This is a genomic window from Amycolatopsis albidoflavus (assembly GCF_039525725.1).
In the GTDB taxonomy this organism is placed as follows: Bacteria; Actinomycetota; Actinomycetes; order Mycobacteriales; family Pseudonocardiaceae; genus Amycolatopsis; species Amycolatopsis albidoflava.
In genome coordinates, this window is record NZ_BAAAHV010000012.1 from 1,046,278 (window position 1) to 1,061,891 (window position 15,614).

A 15,614-nucleotide genomic window follows, 5' to 3' on the forward strand; every position below is an offset into this window, starting at 1 on the left:
CGATCGCCAGCGGTCGGTTAGCAGCGCAAACCCCACCCCCGCCATCCGGGCCCCGGAGCAGGGGTGCTGTATGCGTGTGTCCACGTTGAGGGCTCGGCCGTTGCCGGGTTTCTTGACCGGGTGAACACGCCGATCCCGGCACTGTCGTCGCCGCTCTCGGCCGGTGCGGGGTGGCAGCCCGGCTAGCCGTCCAAGATCAGGTGCAGCACACCTTCGGGCTCTGGACTCGCGGGGCACGTCGTGCAGGCCCGGTGTCTGGACGGCCAGCATGTCGATCGCCTCGGACAGGCAGCTGTGGCGGGTGGCGCGGGAACATCGCGGCTTTCGCGGAACCAGCGCAGCGCGACCACCGCCCGCCTGAATCAGGTCGCCCGTGCACCGAGGTCGACGGCGGGCGGAGCCGGCCGTCCAGCTTCCGTCACCAGATGTGGCCGCCCGGCCTGGCCGCGGAGGAGGAGAAAGGGTGCCCGCCGCTCAATGGGCCCATGCACTTCCGTTACCTGCGCCATCCGCACGAGACATGGCTGATCGAGCACCACGTCGCGCGGCGCGGACGATCGAGGACCTGCTCCAGGCCCTCTAGCAGCGGTGCGAGCGGGCTGGCGGCTGGACATGGACCGAAAGCCCCGCTGTGGAGCCAACAGCGGCGTGACTTCTTGAGGACTGTGGCCAGGAGGCCGCGCCACTTGCCCGGAAAACCGCCAACGGCCTGTCGAGGGAGTCCTCGGCAGGCCGTGCGACGCAGCTGACGTGATGGTGGGCGATACTGGGATCGAACCAGTGACCTCTTCGGTGTGAACGAAGCGCTCTCCCGCTGAGCTAATCGCCCGCTCGCGGTGCGGATCCAGCCTACCCCACGACTTTCGGGGGCCTGCAAACGGGTGGTTTGCTCCGACTACAGCGCGTCTGCCAGCGATAACCGTCCGAACAACCCCGAGCTAACCAAGGCCTTGCCCGGACGGGGGCGCGTGCGGCCGTCCGCGACATCCGTGCGACGGTGCTATCGCACAGCGGCCGAACCGCGCAAGATGTACTGGTGGCTCCCCACCGGGCGCCCGCTGAAGGCTGCGCGGCACGGACGGCGACGGACCGGACGGACCTCGGGGCAGACGGTCTCGAACGGGTGATCTCGAGCGCACTCGCGACGGATCCGGGCTCCTGGTGCGTCTCACCGTTGTCCTCGGTCGTCCGGGCCGGGAAGGGAGACGAAGGGTAGGACGATGCGCAACGATCACGTGACGCTCCGCTCGACGGCGGTCTTCGACCTGCTGGCGCCGCGGACCCCGGCGGTTCCGGTGAAGGTGGAGCTGCGCTACGACACCCGCGACCCCTATGCCGTCGTCGCCGCCTTCCGCACCGGGCGGGCCGGCTGGGTCGAATGGGTCTACGCGCGCGACCTGCTCGCCGACGGCCTGCTCGCCGACGCCGGCGACGGGGACGTCCGCATCCGGCCCTCGGTGGAGGACCCGGAGTCGGTCCTGATCGAGCTGAACTCGCCGTCCGGGCACGCCATGTTCGAGGCGTCCGCGCAGGAGCTCGCCGATTTCCTGGACCGCACGTACGACGTCGTGCTGCCGGGCAACGAGCACCTGTGGGTCGACGTCGACGACGCGCTCACCCACCTGATCCCGAACGATCTGGCCTGATCACCGCCCCGCGAGCAGGCCAACAACCCCCCGGTGCCGCGCCGGTCGCCGGGGTCGGATATGGTTCTTTCACACCACGGCGACGGGGTGCGAGCCTCCGGCCCGCGATCTCGAAGCCACGGTAGTGCGGACGTAGCGCAGCTGGTAGCGCATCACCTTGCCAAGGTGAGGGTCGCGGGTTCGAATCCCGTCGTCCGCTCGGAGGGCTCAAGCCCCATGCGGTGGAGTGGCCGAGAGGCGAGGCAACGGCCTGCAAAGCCGTGTACACGGGTTCGAATCCCGTCTCCACCTCGCGCGATTAGCTCAGCGGGAGAGCGCTTCCCTGACACGGAAGAGGTCACTGGTTCAATCCCAGTATCGCGCACCAGCGTTGTCCGGAAGCCCTGCTTCTCTTCGGAGAGGCAGGGCTTCCGTTGTTCCCGGCTCAGGAAGGGAACAGCGTCGATCCCAGCGGACGGTGCTCGTCGAAGCCCGGGAGGATCAGGAAGGTCCCGCTCGCGGTGGTGGTCGTGAACGGCAGCAGCGCGTCCGCGGACTCCATGCTCGCCAAGGTCGCGGTGAACGTGTGCAGGTCGTTCTGGAAGCTCACGAAGAGGAGCCCGGGCGCCGGCGTGTCCATGCTGTAACTGCGGCGCAGCATGAGCCCCGCCCCGACGACGTTCGCGTGGGCGCGGCGGATGTGGGCGCCGGCGGGGACGAGGTAGCGGCCGTCCGGGGTTTTCGCGCCCAGATCCGGGCCGTCCGCGATGGCGCCGCCGGACAGCGGGATTCCGGTGTCTCTTCGGCGGCCGAAGACGGATTCCTGCGCGGCGACCGGCAAGGCGGCGAATCGCGCGACGTCCAACGCCATCCGCCGGACGACGGCGATCGTCCCGCCCGCGACGGGAGCCGGGCCGGTGAGCCACAGGTCCCGTTGCTGCTCGGCGGGAGTGTGCGGGCCGATGATGCCGTCGACGAAGCCCAGGACGTTCCGGGGCGCGGTCAGCCCCTCCGAGACCGGGACGTGCGGTCCGCGTGCGCCGGACTGCCGCCAGCGCTCGCGCACTCCGGGCTGAGCCAGCAGCGCGGCCGCGGCGACGGGCGGGACGAGCGGGTCGCTCGCGCAGAGGTGAAGCAGCAGATCGCCGCCGCGGTCCGAGGGAGCGATCGCTTCGTGGGCGGCGGGCGGGAGGTCTTTCGCGCCGGGCAGTCGCGGATCGCGGGCTTGGACCAGTCTCGGACCGACGCCGACTGTCACGGTCAGGTCGCCTGGGGACAAGCCCAGCAGGCGCCCGTCCGTGCCTGCGGTCAAAGCGACGATGCGGCGGCCTAATTCGGCGAGAAGTGATCCTGGCGCAACGGAAACATCTGCGGCGACGACCAGCAGGTGCGGTTGTGGTTGTTGCGGCGTGGTGATTCCGGCTTGCTGGGCGCCGGTGGGCGGGATCGGGCCGGGCCGGGCCTCGGCGGAATCGGGCGCGGAGGAATCGGGCGCGGAGGCCGCGTGGCAGCCGGCGGCGAGCCCGGCGGTCACCGCGGCCCCGAGAAAAGCGCGGCGGGAAGGGCGGCGCTCAGCGGAATTCACGTCGGGCAGCGTGACAGATTCCGGTGCGCCAGGCGAATTCGGCTCGGCGAAAGGGCATCTCCCCGAGACCGCTCTCCCGGGCTCACTGCACGACCTACCAGGCCACAGCATCCCAGCGCGAATCCAGCGGGGCAGCGCCTCAAGAACCCGCGCGGCCCGGCCGCGAGGCCAAGACCGAACCGGCAGCCCGGCGACCAACCAAGCGCACGACTGCCGTCCCGGCCGACAATCACCCCAACGGAATCCGGCTCTCGTGCCAGACTGAGCGAATGCGTTTTCCCGCCATGGTGGCGATCCTGGGGCTTTCCGCGGCGTTGGTCAGCGGGTGCGGTTCTTCCTCCGCCGAGGGACATCGGCCGGAAGGAGCGGGCGTGACGATCCGCGTTCCCGCCGACGCGCCCACTATCTCCGCCGCCGTTTCCCTGGCACAGTCCGGAGATCTCGTGCTCGTCGCGCCGGGCGAGTACCACGAAACGGTGAAGATCACGACGCCGAAGGTGACGCTGCGCGGCGAAGTGCGGGAGCAGGTGGTGGTCGACGGGCAACTGAAGCGAGACAACGGCGTCGTCGTGTCCGCGCCGGGCGTCGCGGTGGAGAATCTGACCGTCCGGAATCACACGCAGAACGGCGTCCTCGTCACGGGTTCGGTCAAAGCCGCCGACGGGCTGCCGGGGCACGGCGGCGGGTACGACACCGGCGACGAGCCGATCAGTTTCCTCAGCTCGTTCCTGGTCTCGCACGTCACCGCCACGCGCAACGGCCTCTACGGAATCTATGCGTTTTCCGCACAGAACGGGGTGATCGAGCAGTCTTACACGTCCGGCGGCGCTGATTCCGGAATCTATGTCGGCCAATGCAAACCGTGCCGGACGGTCGTGCGGGACAACGTCGCGGAGCTCAACGCGGTCGGCTACGAGGGCACGAACGCGAGCGGCGAGATGTACGTCGTCGGCAATCGGTTCAGCGGGAACCGGGTCGGGCTGACCGCCAACTCCGACCACCAGGAGAAGCTGCTGCCGCAGCAGGATTCCGTGGTCGCCGGGAATCTGGTGGCCGCCAACGGGCAGGCCGCGACGCCGGAGCAGGCCGACGGCGGCTGGGGCATCGGGATCGGCATCGACGGCGGCAGCGGCAACCAGGTGCTGCGCAACCGGATCGCCGGGAATCCGAACGCCGGGCTCGTGCTCACCGCGACCCAGGACGTGCCGCCGAAGGGCAACCAGATCCTCGGCGACGTCTTCGCGATGAACGGCCTCGACGTCGGCTGGACGTTCCCCGGCGCGACCAAGGGCAGCGGAAACTGTGTTGATTCCGGGGCGCTGCACACGATTCCGGAGGCGTTGGCAGCGAGCGCCGCTTGTCCCGCGGCGGCGGACTCCCCGTCGGGCAGCTGGACCAAGGCGAAACCGCCCGCGGGCATTCCGTTCACCGAGATCGCGGCGCCGCCGCTGCAGCCGCAATTTCCGGCCGCAAGCACGGCGGGTCCCACGGTTGTCCCTGCGGTGCCGGGGTTTCCGGACGTCGCGAAGATCCAAGCGCCTGGCGCGTCGTTGCTGGCAGACCGGGCTTCGGTGGCAGCCGCCTAAGGGCTGTCTCGTAATTCGTGGTGTTGTCGATGGGGTTGTGGTCAGTTGGCGAGGGGATGTTGCGCAGATGCGCGATGCCGGACGCCGTGACGGCGAGCGTGCTCCCCGAGTGCCTCCCGCATCCCTCGGCAATGGGCAGGCGACAAACTCGGTCAGCCTCGGTGCCACGACCCGGGCGACATCCTCAGCCGAACAGAATCGCCCGTGGACGTCCGCCAGCGCGGCGCGCCACGCAGATCGGTCAGGCGCTCAGCTGTTTCAAGTGCATTCCGGCTTCAGCGCGCCGTGCCGAGGGAGACGCGGAGCACGGGTTCGCCGTTGCCGTCGTACTCGCCGGTGGGCTCGAAGCCGAGCCGTTCGTAGAAGCCGCCCGGGTTGCCGTCGCCCAGGGCATGGCTGGTCAGCAGTTCCGTCGCGCCCGCGTCCCGGACGACGGCCATGACCTGGCGCACGGCTTCGGCACCGTAGCCGCGGCCCTGGCAGCGGTGGTCGATCAGGAGCTTCCAGAGGAACCACGGCCCGATCAGGTCCGGCGGTCTCGGCTCGATGTTCCAGCTCACCATGACGAACCCGACCGGCTCGTCGCGGGCGTAGATCGCCCGGTACCAGCCCTTCGCCTCGGGGAACTTCGCCGCGTCGGCCAATGCCCGGCGCACCGACCCGACGAACCGCTCCTGCTCCGGCGGCAACCGTAACGCGAGCACCGCGTCGCGGTTTTCGTCGACGATCTCGCGCAGGCACACGACCACGGCGACCAGAGTAACCTTCGGCGGCCGTGCCCGGGACCGCTCTCTTGACCCCGTGGGGCCGCTGACCGACCCGATAGTCGATCACGGTGGCGTGGTGCAGTGATCACGGCGTCTCGGCCGGAGCGGAGTGCCCCGTTCACCGGGCTGGAGCCGGGCCAGTTCCGCAAGCTGGCACGGCCGGTCGCGACGCGCGGCGGAGACGACATCGCCGGCGGACGGCCGGGCCGGCAGTGAGCGTTGCCGCTGACAGACCGGATGCTGGCGACCTGATGGCGGACGAACCTGACGACGCGTCAGATCGGGCCGTTGTTCAGGGTGTCGCATTCGGCGGCGCATAGGGTGATCGACACGATCCGGCCGCTGCTGGCACTGGCCCCCGGTCCGGCAGCGACGGGTGGATGCGGTCGCGATCGGGGAGGAACTCAACGCGACTCACCGCACGGTCCGCGCTCGCATCGAGCACGACCTGGCCCGGATGAAGAACTTCACGATCCTCCGCGACTGCCACCGCGCGGGAAGCACGCTCGCCGACACCGTGTCCGGCATCGCGCACTCGCACAACATCCTCCTCACCGACTGACCGACTGACCGCAACACCAACCACACCAAGAGTTACGAGAACACTCTTAGGCGCCGATCGCGCTGCCGCGATTCTCTCGCCCTGACGCCGACCGGTCGCTCACCACCGCACCCCCGCCGACAGATCGGGTCTCACTAGCCGCATCCTGAGGAAATGTCAGCGACCAGACGGCACCGCAATGAATTCATGCGTGTCGAAATCAATGACCACCGGATTCTTTTCCCCCGGGACCGAAGTCCGGACCCGGTACATGACTCCGTCCCCGTCGAGCCAGTACCGGACGGATTCCGCGCTGCCCGGCCGCTCCCGGGAATCCGGGCCGGTGAAGACGTCGACGGCGTGGCCGTTCACCTGATCGGCCGCTACCCGTTCGGCGCCGTTCTGCGGCAGCAATTGCGCGTTGTCCGGGCGATCGCTGCCGAGCCCGAGAAGAATGGCCAGCGCCCGGTCCAACGTGCCCGCTTCCGGATTGAGCGGACGGCCGACCCAGCCGTCGGCGGGCGGGTTTGCCGGGGGCAGATCGGGGACCACGGGCAGCGGGCGGAGTTCGACGCGGGTGGCGTTCCACCGGATCAGACCATTGCCGGAGTCATTGCGTCCCTTGCCTTTCAGCACTCCGTAACCGCTCTTGGCGCGATAATCGGCCGAACCGGTGATCACGAGTTCGCCGGCCGCGCCGGGAACACTGATCGTCACCGCGCGGCCTTGTTTCTGGTAATTACGGAATCGCGCGATCGCGAGCCGGCTCGCCTCGTCCGCGGTGACCGCTCTCGGGCCGGAATCGGAGGAACTGGCGGCGACATACGAGAATATTCCAGCGATCACCGCGACCGTCACCGCGAAAGCGACGACGATCCAGCGGCGCACGATCCGTTGGGCAAGCACAGCGAGTGACCGTAGCAGGGATTTCGATTCACCCGGTCCGTTTATCCCGCTGCCGTACCCGGAAAGGTCGTTTTCTGGTTCACTGTTACGCACTTTGCGGCATGCCGCGCGACTATTCCGCGCAGAGAACGGAGATCCCGCAGTCATGAACCGAGGTGGCAGAAGACCCAGTGGCAGATTCCGGCTGGCGCGAGTGGCCGCCGCTGCCCTGATGCTGGGCGGCAGTGCGATGACGGTCACCTCCGGCACCGCGGGGGCCGCGCAGGACGGCATATTGACCGTCCAAGTGCTCCGCGATTTCTTCGGCACCGGCATCGTCAACGCCACCATGGACACCCCGCAACCGGGCATGTCCGTGCTGGTCACCGACCCCGCCGGGCATCAGGTGCGCGGACGCACCGACGCGGCGGGCAAGGTCGTGGTGGACCCGGCCGCGCCGCTCGCCGGCGGGCGGTACCGCGTCGACGTTTCGGTTCCGGAGCCGTATCGCGCGTATCTGCAAGCCGCGCCCGCGTCCACGGAGAAAAACCACTTCGACAGTTTCACGACGTTCGTGGATCTGCGCGAGGCCAAGGACGTTTCGGTGATCACCGGCGTCTGGAACCCGGCCGACCACACACCGCCCGACGCCCGCTATTACGTGCCGGTGCAAAGCCCGGCGGTGAACAGCGACGGCACCGCACCCGATCCGAACAGCCGCGCGCTGGTCGCCTTCGACCGCAATCTCCGCGGCACCTGCCCGACCGATTCGGCCTGCCCGACAGTGCTGAACACCCAGGCACAGGTCGGCACGACGTGGGGCTTGGCGTACGACAAATACCGCGGCCGCATTTTCCAGTCGGCGTTCGCGAAACGCTTCACCACCTACGGGCCCGAAGGCGGCGGCGCGATTTACACGACGCCCCTGGGCGGCGGCGCGCCCAAACTGTTCGCGAAGGCGCCGGCCGCCGAGATCACCGCCCACGGCGCGGTGGACATGCGCAAGGACGAGCATTTCGTGGACGTCCCTGGAAAGGAAAGCCTCGGCGGGATCGCGCTCGCCGAGGACGGCAAGACGCTGTACGCGATAAGCCTCGTGACCCGGAACCTGCTCAGTTTCGACGCGACCGGAGACACCGCGAAGATCGAAAAGCAGACGCCGATCCCGATGCCGGAATGCGCGAGCCCGGACGATTGGCGGCCGTTCGCGGTCGCGGCGCACGACGCGAAACTGTACGTCGGCGGCGTCTGCTCGGCGGAAAGCACGAAGCGGCGCGAAGACCTGAAGGCCGTGGTCTACACCTACGACGGCACGAAGTTCACGCCGGTGGTCGAGCACCGCCTCGACTATCTCCGCGGCAACGTCATCGCGGGCTTCCAGGACGAGGACATGGACCACTGGAACCCGTGGGACACCTCGTTCGCCTCGTGGGACAAGTTCATCAAGCACGGGCCCGGGATCAACCCGCAGCCGGAGCTGGCGAGCCTGGCGTTCGCCCGCGACGGCTCGATGATCCTCGGCTTCCGCGACCGGTTCATGGACGTCTTCGGCTCCGGCATCGACCCGCGGCCCGGCCACAACGGGGTCGCGACCGGCATGTCCGGCGGCGACATCACCATGGCGTGCGCGGCGCCCGGCGGAGGATACGACTGGGAGGGCACCGGGGCCTGCCCGAACCACGGCACGCCCGCGACGAACGGCCACGAACCGGCGGGCACGGTCGAATACTTCCACGGCGACTTCTACGACCCCAACCGCTCCGGCAACGGCCTGCACCAGGAGGCCGCGCAAGGTTCGGTCGCCTACATTCCGCAGCAGCAGTGGGTGATCAGCACCCAGCTCGACCCCGCGCAGTACGTCAGCTCCGACGGGGTCGGCTACTACGACGTCGACACCGGCATCGGGCCGGGGCAGGACAATCCGAAGCACGGGTACGCGTTCGTCGGCCCGGCGAACAGCTTCGGCAAGGCGGGCGGGCTCGGCGACATCGCCTACCAGGCGGCGAACGCGCCGATCCAGATCGGCAACCTCGTCTGGTTCGACGGCGACCACAACGGCGTCCAGGACCCGAACCGCACGGACGAGGTCCCGCTCGCCAAGGCGACGGTCAACCTGCTCGACGTCGACGGCAAGAAGGTCGCCACCACGCAGACCGACAAGGCGGGCGAGTACTACTTCGGCGGCGTCGGCGCGGAGTACCAGCTGAAGCCGGGCGAGAAGTACACCGTGCAGTTCGACGTCTGCACCGCGGCCACGGACAACGTGCCCGGGACGCCGCCCGCGACCGACCTGCGGTTCACGCTCCCCACCGCCGGTCCGGACCGGGCGCACGATTCGAACGTCGTGCCGCCCAAGACCGGACGGCTCTGCAACGGCTACGCGCCGGTGACCGCTCCCGCCCAGGCGGGCGGGGTCGACCACACCATCGACGCCGGCGTCTACCTGCCTGCGCCGCCCGGCCCGCCCCCGTCGTCCGCTCCCCCGTCGTCCGCTCCCCCGGCGACCGGCCCGAACCCGGCTCCTCCGGCGGCCCATCCGCCCGCTTCGGGCGCGACGGACACCGATTCCCTTGCCTCGACCGGGATTCCGCTGCTGCCGCTGCTGCTGATCCTCGGCGGGGCACTCCTCGCCGGAGGCACGGCATTCGTGGTGGCGAGCCGGAGAAGGCGGTTCAGGCGGCAGTGACCGCCGCGGTGATCGAGGTCCGCGGCAGGCGGGCCTCGATCACCGCGTCAGCCACTCCGCGAGATCGGCCACCACCGCCGGGTCGACGTGCTGCGGCCGCTGGTAACTGTCCGGTGTGGACGGACCGGCGCCGGGAAAGAACTCGTGGTCGTCCGCCGGATAGACACGAAGGTCGACCGCCGGTCCGGCCAGTCCGTTCCGCCATCGGGACAGGTCGTCCTCGACGGTGACCTGATAATCCCGGCCGCCCTGCAGGAGAAACATCGGCACCGCCAGCGATGCGGCGGTCGCGACCGGGTCGTACTCGCGCAGTTCCAGCCAGTACGACCCGGGATAGCCGAACAACAACCCGTCCCCCGGCGCCGACGGCGACAACGCCGGATCAGCGACCGCGGCGGCCTGCCGGGTGATCGGCTCCACGAGCGCCTCGACCTTGGCGTCCACAGCGGCCAGATACCGGACCACCCGGACAGCGGCTTCCTGCATAGGTTCGGCATCGGCAGCCAGAAGAACCAGCCCCGCGACCGACGGCTCGGCGATCGCCACCAGCGGCGCGACCTTCCCGCCCATGCTGTGCCCGGCCACAAAGACCCGCGCAGCATCAACGTTGTCCTGCGACTGCAAAAGCCGGACGGCCGCGGCGGCATACGGCACGTATTCCGCGGACATCGTGAAGCCGGGTGCGGTCGCGAGCTCGGGATGGGCGTGCGTCACCTTGTCGAAGCGCAGCACCGCCACGCCCCGGGAAGCCAAGCCCCACGCGAGGTCCTTGAGCGGCTTGTTCGGCCCGGCCGTCTCGTCGCGGTCGAAGATCCCGCCGCCGCTGAGCAACACCACGCCGGGCCACGGCCCCTCCCCTCGCGGCACGGTCAGCGTTCCCGGCACCGAATGCGGCTCCGCGGAAAGAACGACGTCCTGTTCACCGAACATCGTTTCATCCACATAGGATGGTTTGGTCCACCCCGTGGCGGCAGCAAGCCGAAGCCCGGCAACGGTTTCCGCCGCATCGACCGACATCACCACGAGAAACGCGCCCCGGGAGCAGACGACCGGCACCTGAACCCGCGTGAGCCCAGGCCCCGCGGGCTCGGCAACCGGTTCGCCCAGCGCGGTCACCGGACCGTGCTCGCCGATCTGCGCGGCCCACCCGGCTTCCAGCGCCGCAGCGGACACCGCCGCCCGCAACTCCGGCGAGAACCGGGTCGCGATCTCCCCGAACCGCCCGTCTCGTGCCTGCTCGACGACAGCTGTCGCCACCCCGCTCGCATTCATCCCGACCCCCATCATTCTCACGTTATGCGAATGGTAGCACCGTGTGAGAACATTTGGGAGTGGACGTGTTGACTCTGCTAGGACATCCAGTACGGCTGCGGATCGTGCACGCGCTGCGCGGCGACCGGACGCTCACCACGGCGCAACTGGGCGCGCTGCTCCCGGACGTCTCGAAGGCGACGGTCTACCGGCACGTCGACCTCCTCGCCGACGGCGGCATCCTCGAGGTGGCCGACGAGCAACGCGTGCGCGGCGCCGTCGAGCGCACCTACCGGCTGCGCAAGGAAAACGCGTCGATCGGCCAGGACGCGATCGCCGAACTGACCCCGGACGACCACCGGCGCGGATTCGCCGCCGCCACTGCCGCGCTGGTCGCCGAGTTCGACGCTTACCTCAGCCGGGACCAGGCGAATCCGGTCGAGGATCTCGTCGGCTACCGGCAGCACGCCGTCTGGCTGGACCGTGACGAACTGCTCGCGATGATCGACGGCATGCGGAAAGCCATCGCGCCCATGCTCGGCAACGAGCCCGCCCCACGGCGCAGGCGTTACCTGCTCAGCCCGATCCTCTTCCCCAGCGAAGACTGAAACCCCCGCCCGGCGCGAGGCCGGACGGGGGTTTCAGCGGCACCAGAGATCAGGCCAGCGCGCGCAGCCGCGGCAGCACGTCCTCGGCGAACTGCGACAGGTAGCGCTCCTGGCCGTGGCCGGGGCCGTGGAAGACCAGGTGGTTCAGGCCCGCGTCGAGGTACGGCTTGATCTGCGCGACCGCCTCGTCGGGGTCGGAGGCGACGATCCACCGCTTGGCGACCTGCTCGATCGGCAGCTCGTCGGCCAGCCGCTCCATCTCCTCCGCCGAGGACACGGTGTGCTTCTGCTCCGCGCTCAACGACAACGGTGCCCAGAACCGGGTGTTAGCCAGCGCCTTGTCCGGATCCCGGTCGTAGGACATCTTGATCTCGATCATCCGGTCCACGCCGGACGCGTCGCGCTCGGCCGCCGCCGCGCCCTCGGCCATCGCCGGCATCAGCTTGTCGGTGTAGAGCTCCATGCCCTTGCCGGACGTGCAGATCATCCCGTCGCCCGCGCGGCCCGCGTACTTCGCCACCACCGGGCCGCCCGCCGCGATGTACACCGGCACCGGACGCTCCGGCCGGTCGTAGATCTTCGCGTTCACCAGCTGGTAGTAGTCGCCCTCGAAGTCGACGCTGTCCTTGCTCCACAGCTCGCGCATGAGCCGCACCGACTCGCGCAGCCGTGCGAACCGCTCCTTGAACTCCGGCCATTCCCGGCCCGACACCGCGATCTCGTTCAACGCCTCGCCGGTGCCCGCGCCCAGGATCACGCGGTCGTTCGACAGCAATGCCATCGTCGCGAACGCCTGCGCGATCACCGCCGGGTTGTACCGGAATGTCGGCGTCAGCACGCTGGTCCCGATCAGCACCCGGCTGGTCCGCTCCGCCACCGCCGGCATCCACGCCAGCGCCCACGGCGCGTGCCCGCCCTCGTGGCGCCACGGCAGGAAATGGTCCGACACCCACACCGAGTCCAGCCCCAGCTCCTCGGCCCGCACCGCGAACTCCACCAGCTCGCGAGGCCCGAACTGTTCCGCCGACGCCTTGTACCCGACCTTCAGCTCCACGATCGCCCTTCCCCGTCCGCATGAACCACGCAGGATTCCGTGGCACCGTCAACCGTACCCGGATGGGCCTTGCGGAGACGGGTGTGCTGTCGATCACTAACGGGCTAGTACGTCGCGTTCATCAGCGCGAGCGCCGCGGCCTGGCAGCCCGGGCCTTTCTCCGCGGTGGAGGACCACGAGCGCGAGTACTGGTCGAAGTCGTTTCGCGAGCGGGCGTAGGCGGAATCCGCTTGCCTGGCCAGGAAATCCCGGTACGGCGCGTCGGGCGTCGCGGCGTCCAGTTCGGACAGACCGCGGACGAGTCCGGCTTTGAAGTACGACCCGTCGTCGCCGCAGCTGCTGCCCTCGCCGGGGTCGTGGACGATGCCGTCGGAGCCAGTGAAGAACGACCCGGTGCGCGTCGTCGAGTCGGCGACCGAACGGGCGGTGCCGATCAGGCCCTGGTCGCCGGTCACCTTGGACAGCGCGGTGAGGCCGGAGACGAATACTCCCTGGTTGTAGGTGTAGCGCTGGCCGACCGCGGCGCAGCTGGCGCCGTCGATGCCGTCTACCACCAGGCCGTCGGAGCCGATGAGTCCCTTGCCGCGGAACCAATCCCAGCCCTGCTGCGCCCGCGTCCGGTAAGTCGCGTCGCCGGTGCGGTCGGCGATGGTGGCGTTGACCTGGATGTAGAGGCTGTTGGAGATGGATGCCTTGTAGGTCAGGCCTTCTTTCCACCGGAGGCCGCCGCCGCAGTCGCCGGTCCAGAAGGTCTGCATGTGGTCGGCATCGGCTTTGGCGGTGGCGAGGTAGCGCTGCTGGCCGGTGCGGTCGTAGGCGTCGAGCCACGCCATCGCCCACCAGCCGGTGTCGTCGGAGAACTCGTTGCGGAACTGGCCGCGGCCCGCGTTGACGTTCTTGTCGTACGTCGTGGCCATCGCGTAGTCGTAGCTGGCCATCCGGCTGACCGACGCGTTGCGGATCACCGCGGCCAGCGACACCGCACTCCCCCAGCCGCCGCCGTTGCGGAAGTAGCCGGTGCTGTTGTCGTAGAGCGCCATCAACGCGGTCGCCGCCGCTTGCGAACGGTTCCCCGCGTTCCAGCGGGTGCGAGCCCAAGGCGTGCAAGCGATCCGGCCGGTGTCGACCGCGCTGCCGCACGCGCGCAGGGCCCCGACGCCGCGATTGTTCCAGTCGTCGTTGTTGTACATCTGGGTGCGCCAGCCGCCGACGCCGGACGGCGCGGTGGTCAGGCCCAGCTGTGCGCCGCCGTCCCAGGTCGCGCCGCCGTCGAAGGAGCGGTCGAGCCACACCTGGTCGCCCGGGCGCGAGTGGTCGACGACCGCCCAGCCCATCGGGTCGCCGTCGGCGAAGTGCAGCTGGAGGACGCGGTCGTCGAGCGGCGCGGTGACCGCGATGCGATCGCTGGACGCCTGGTCGGCGGCGCGGTCGTCGCAGTATTTGTTGCACACCACGATATTCGCCGCCGGCTGTGGCGCCGGTGTTTTCGCCTGGACCGGCGCCAGCGCCGACATCGTTGTCAAGACCGCTGTGAGCATGACCCGCACCGCTGCCTCCTCGGATCCCCGCCCTGTCCCCAGAACGAAGATCCCCGCGAGGCGCGGTGCGGGTCAACGAATGACAAAGACTTGGCGCGCGAATAGGCCGGATGCCTTGCGCGCCGGGCTACTGCGCGCCCATGCCTTCGAGGTCTTCGAACTCGACGACCTGGCGGACCTCGACCTCGATCTCGTCGAACAGATCCGCGTACTGCCGCGCGTACTCCACCGCCTGGGCCCGGTCCGCGGCGTTGACCAGGGCGAACCCGCCGATGACCTCCTTGGTCTCGGTGAACGGCCCGTCCGTCGCGGCCGGGGTCGCGCCGCGCGGTTTGCGGACGATCGCGCCCTTCTCCGACGGGTGCACGCCCTCGGCGGTGATCAGGATGCCGCGCTCGGTCCAGTCCTGGATGAAGGCGCCCATCTTCGCCATGAACTCGGGGCTCGGGTTCCAGGCCTCGGGGGCGCTCTCGTCAAGCCGGTGCATCATCAGGAAACGCATTGCCCGCTCCTCGGGGTCTGTGGCTGGTTTCGTCCAGCCGGCACATCCTCGTCGAACGGGCTAGCGCGACATCGACAACTCGCCGAGTTTTCTTTCAGCAGCGATGCGACGGTGACCTTCGCGGCCGGGCGACCCAGCCCGCGACACCCGCGGCGACGGTCACCGACGTGATCGCGACGCCCGCGATCGGGCTGTCCATCAGCACGAGCCCGGTGAGGAACGCGGTCCCGGCGAGGAGGAGCAACGCCATCCGGAGCGCGGACGCCCAGGCGACGACGAAATCCGCGGCCCGGGAGGTCCAGGGGTCGCGAGTGTCGGGCTTGCGGTGGCGGCCGTGCTCGCGACGGGCGAGGACCCGATGCGCGGAGTCGACCATCTCGTCCCGGGTAGCGACCCGGCGGGGCGGACGGGAGAAGGGATCCCAGTCGACCACTACGCGAACCCGGCTGGGGTGCTCGGGATCGGGGTGGAGGGGGTCGGAGGGGCTGGCTGGTTCGGGTGGGTCGGCTGTGTTGGCGGCGGTGGTGTCGGTTTGATCGGCGGAACCTGCTGCGTTGGTGCTCGCGGCGGCGATCGAGGCTGCATCGCCTGACCAGGCTGGCTCGATTGCCGCTGTGTTGGCGGCGACCCCATCGGCTCGACCGGCAGAACCTGCTGCGTTGGCACCCTCGACTGCATCGCATGACCGGGCCGACTCGGTTGTGTTGGCTTTCGCCGCAGCACTTCCGGCCGCGTCAGTTGCGGCCCTATTCCCGGACCAGGCGGGGGCGGCTGAGTTCGCCTCCGCCGACGAGGGCGTGGCCGCGTTGCTTGAGGCTGCTTCCGGCGCAGCCTCAACAGTTGCGTCCGTCTTCTCCGCATCGCCCGGCTTGACCACGTCGGCAGGCCGCGTCAACCGCTCCGGCTTCGCCGCGCCGCGCGGTCGCGAACCTGGCTCCGGTTCGCGCTCGCGATCCAGCCGCTGCGGCTGGGGCGCCCGGACCAGC

At 69.5% G+C, this 15,614-nt stretch carries 13 protein-coding genes, 4 tRNA genes and 1 pseudogene; 9 read left to right on the forward strand and 9 right to left on the reverse strand.

From position 1 onward, the window contains the following. Nucleotides 1–754 precede the first annotated feature (754 nt). Nucleotides 755–829: transfer RNA gene (locus tag ABD156_RS23075), tRNA-Val, on the reverse strand. A gap of 391 nt (nucleotides 830–1,220) precedes the next feature. On the opposite strand from ABD156_RS23075, the gene ABD156_RS23080 reads away from it, so the two are divergent. The 4 genes from ABD156_RS23080 (at nucleotide 1,221) to ABD156_RS23095 (ending at nucleotide 2,013) form a co-directional block, all read left to right on the forward strand. Then, nucleotides 1,221–1,646 carry an SsgA family sporulation/cell division regulator gene (locus ABD156_RS23080; RefSeq protein ID WP_005159130.1) on the forward strand — a complete coding sequence of 142 codons (426 nt, stop codon included), beginning with the start codon at nucleotides 1,221–1,223 and terminating at the stop codon, nucleotides 1,644–1,646. A gap of 126 nt (nucleotides 1,647–1,772) precedes the next feature. Then, nucleotides 1,773–1,845 (forward strand) — tRNA-Gly (locus ABD156_RS23085). A 21-nt stretch (nucleotides 1,846–1,866) separates the two neighbouring features. Then, nucleotides 1,867–1,937, forward strand: a tRNA-Cys gene (locus ABD156_RS23090). 1 nt (nucleotide 1,938) lies between these two features. Beyond that, nucleotides 1,939–2,013 (forward strand) — tRNA-Val (locus ABD156_RS23095). Between the two features lie 57 nt (nucleotides 2,014–2,070). Here ABD156_RS23095 and ABD156_RS23100 read toward each other — a convergent pair. Then, on the reverse strand, nucleotides 2,071–3,210 hold the full coding sequence (locus tag ABD156_RS23100; protein WP_344277241.1) for a Dyp-type peroxidase: 1,140 nt from the start codon (nucleotides 3,208–3,210) through the stop codon (nucleotides 2,071–2,073). 269 nt (nucleotides 3,211–3,479) lie between these two features. On the opposite strand from ABD156_RS23100, the gene ABD156_RS23105 reads away from it, so the two are divergent. Then, nucleotides 3,480–4,796, forward strand: a complete 1,317-nt coding sequence (locus ABD156_RS23105) for a right-handed parallel beta-helix repeat-containing protein (RefSeq protein WP_344277243.1) — start codon at nucleotides 3,480–3,482, stop codon at nucleotides 4,794–4,796. 275 nt (nucleotides 4,797–5,071) lie between these two features. On the opposite strand, the gene ABD156_RS23110 is transcribed toward ABD156_RS23105, so the two are convergent. Next, the gene (locus ABD156_RS23110; RefSeq protein ID WP_344277246.1) at nucleotides 5,072–5,545 is read right to left on the reverse strand and encodes a GNAT family N-acetyltransferase; all 474 of its coding nucleotides are present in this window, start codon (nucleotides 5,543–5,545) and stop codon (nucleotides 5,072–5,074) included. Nucleotides 5,546–5,644: 99 nt separating this feature from the next. Between ABD156_RS23110 and ABD156_RS23115 the strand changes: the two are divergent. Next, a pseudogene (locus ABD156_RS23115) lies at nucleotides 5,645–5,957 on the forward strand (helix-turn-helix domain-containing protein); the annotation flags it as partial. Beyond that, complete coding sequence (locus tag ABD156_RS47845; RefSeq protein WP_425546111.1) at nucleotides 5,940–6,125, forward strand: hypothetical protein; 186 nt, start codon at nucleotides 5,940–5,942, stop codon at nucleotides 6,123–6,125. The pseudogene ABD156_RS23115 and the gene ABD156_RS47845, both read left to right, overlap by 18 nt. 156 nt (nucleotides 6,126–6,281) lie before the next feature. Here ABD156_RS47845 and ABD156_RS23120 read toward each other — a convergent pair whose 3' ends face one another. Beyond that, the gene (locus ABD156_RS23120) at nucleotides 6,282–7,250 is read right to left on the reverse strand and encodes a hypothetical protein (RefSeq protein WP_344277249.1); all 969 of its coding nucleotides are present in this window, start codon (nucleotides 7,248–7,250) and stop codon (nucleotides 6,282–6,284) included. Between ABD156_RS23120 and ABD156_RS23125 the strand changes: the two genes are divergently transcribed. Then, nucleotides 7,240–9,675, forward strand: coding sequence for an SdrD B-like domain-containing protein (locus ABD156_RS23125; RefSeq protein ID WP_344277252.1), 2,436 nt, complete (start codon nucleotides 7,240–7,242; stop codon nucleotides 9,673–9,675). The genes ABD156_RS23120 and ABD156_RS23125 overlap by 11 nt on opposite strands. Before the next feature lie 39 nt (nucleotides 9,676–9,714). Here the strand turns inward: ABD156_RS23125 and ABD156_RS23130 are convergent, their stop codons facing one another. Further along, nucleotides 9,715–10,959, reverse strand: coding sequence for an alpha/beta hydrolase family protein (locus ABD156_RS23130; RefSeq protein ID WP_344277255.1), 1,245 nt, complete (start codon nucleotides 10,957–10,959; stop codon nucleotides 9,715–9,717). 47 nt (nucleotides 10,960–11,006) lie between these two features. Between ABD156_RS23130 and ABD156_RS23135 the strand changes: the two genes are divergently transcribed. Next, nucleotides 11,007–11,534, forward strand: coding sequence for a helix-turn-helix domain-containing protein (locus ABD156_RS23135; RefSeq protein ID WP_344277258.1), 528 nt, complete (start codon nucleotides 11,007–11,009; stop codon nucleotides 11,532–11,534). A gap of 49 nt (nucleotides 11,535–11,583) precedes the next feature. On the opposite strand, the gene fgd is transcribed toward ABD156_RS23135, so the two are convergent. From fgd to ABD156_RS23155, 4 genes are all read right to left on the reverse strand, one after another. Beyond that, nucleotides 11,584–12,588, reverse strand: coding sequence for a glucose-6-phosphate dehydrogenase (coenzyme-F420) (gene fgd / locus ABD156_RS23140; RefSeq protein WP_344277261.1), 1,005 nt, complete (start codon nucleotides 12,586–12,588; stop codon nucleotides 11,584–11,586). Nucleotides 12,589–12,692: 104 nt separating this feature from the next. Next, a complete protein-coding gene (locus ABD156_RS23145) occupies nucleotides 12,693–14,126 on the reverse strand; it encodes a glycoside hydrolase family 76 protein (RefSeq protein ID WP_344277264.1) in 1,434 nt (477 codons plus the stop codon). Between the two features lie 127 nt (nucleotides 14,127–14,253). Continuing rightward, a complete protein-coding gene (locus ABD156_RS23150) occupies nucleotides 14,254–14,628 on the reverse strand; it encodes a YciI family protein (RefSeq protein WP_344277267.1) in 375 nt (124 codons plus the stop codon). Nucleotides 14,629–14,722: 94 nt separating this feature from the next. After that, a complete protein-coding gene (locus ABD156_RS23155; protein ID WP_344277270.1) occupies nucleotides 14,723–15,004 on the reverse strand; it encodes a hypothetical protein in 282 nt (93 codons plus the stop codon). Nucleotides 15,005–15,614 lie beyond the last annotated feature (610 nt).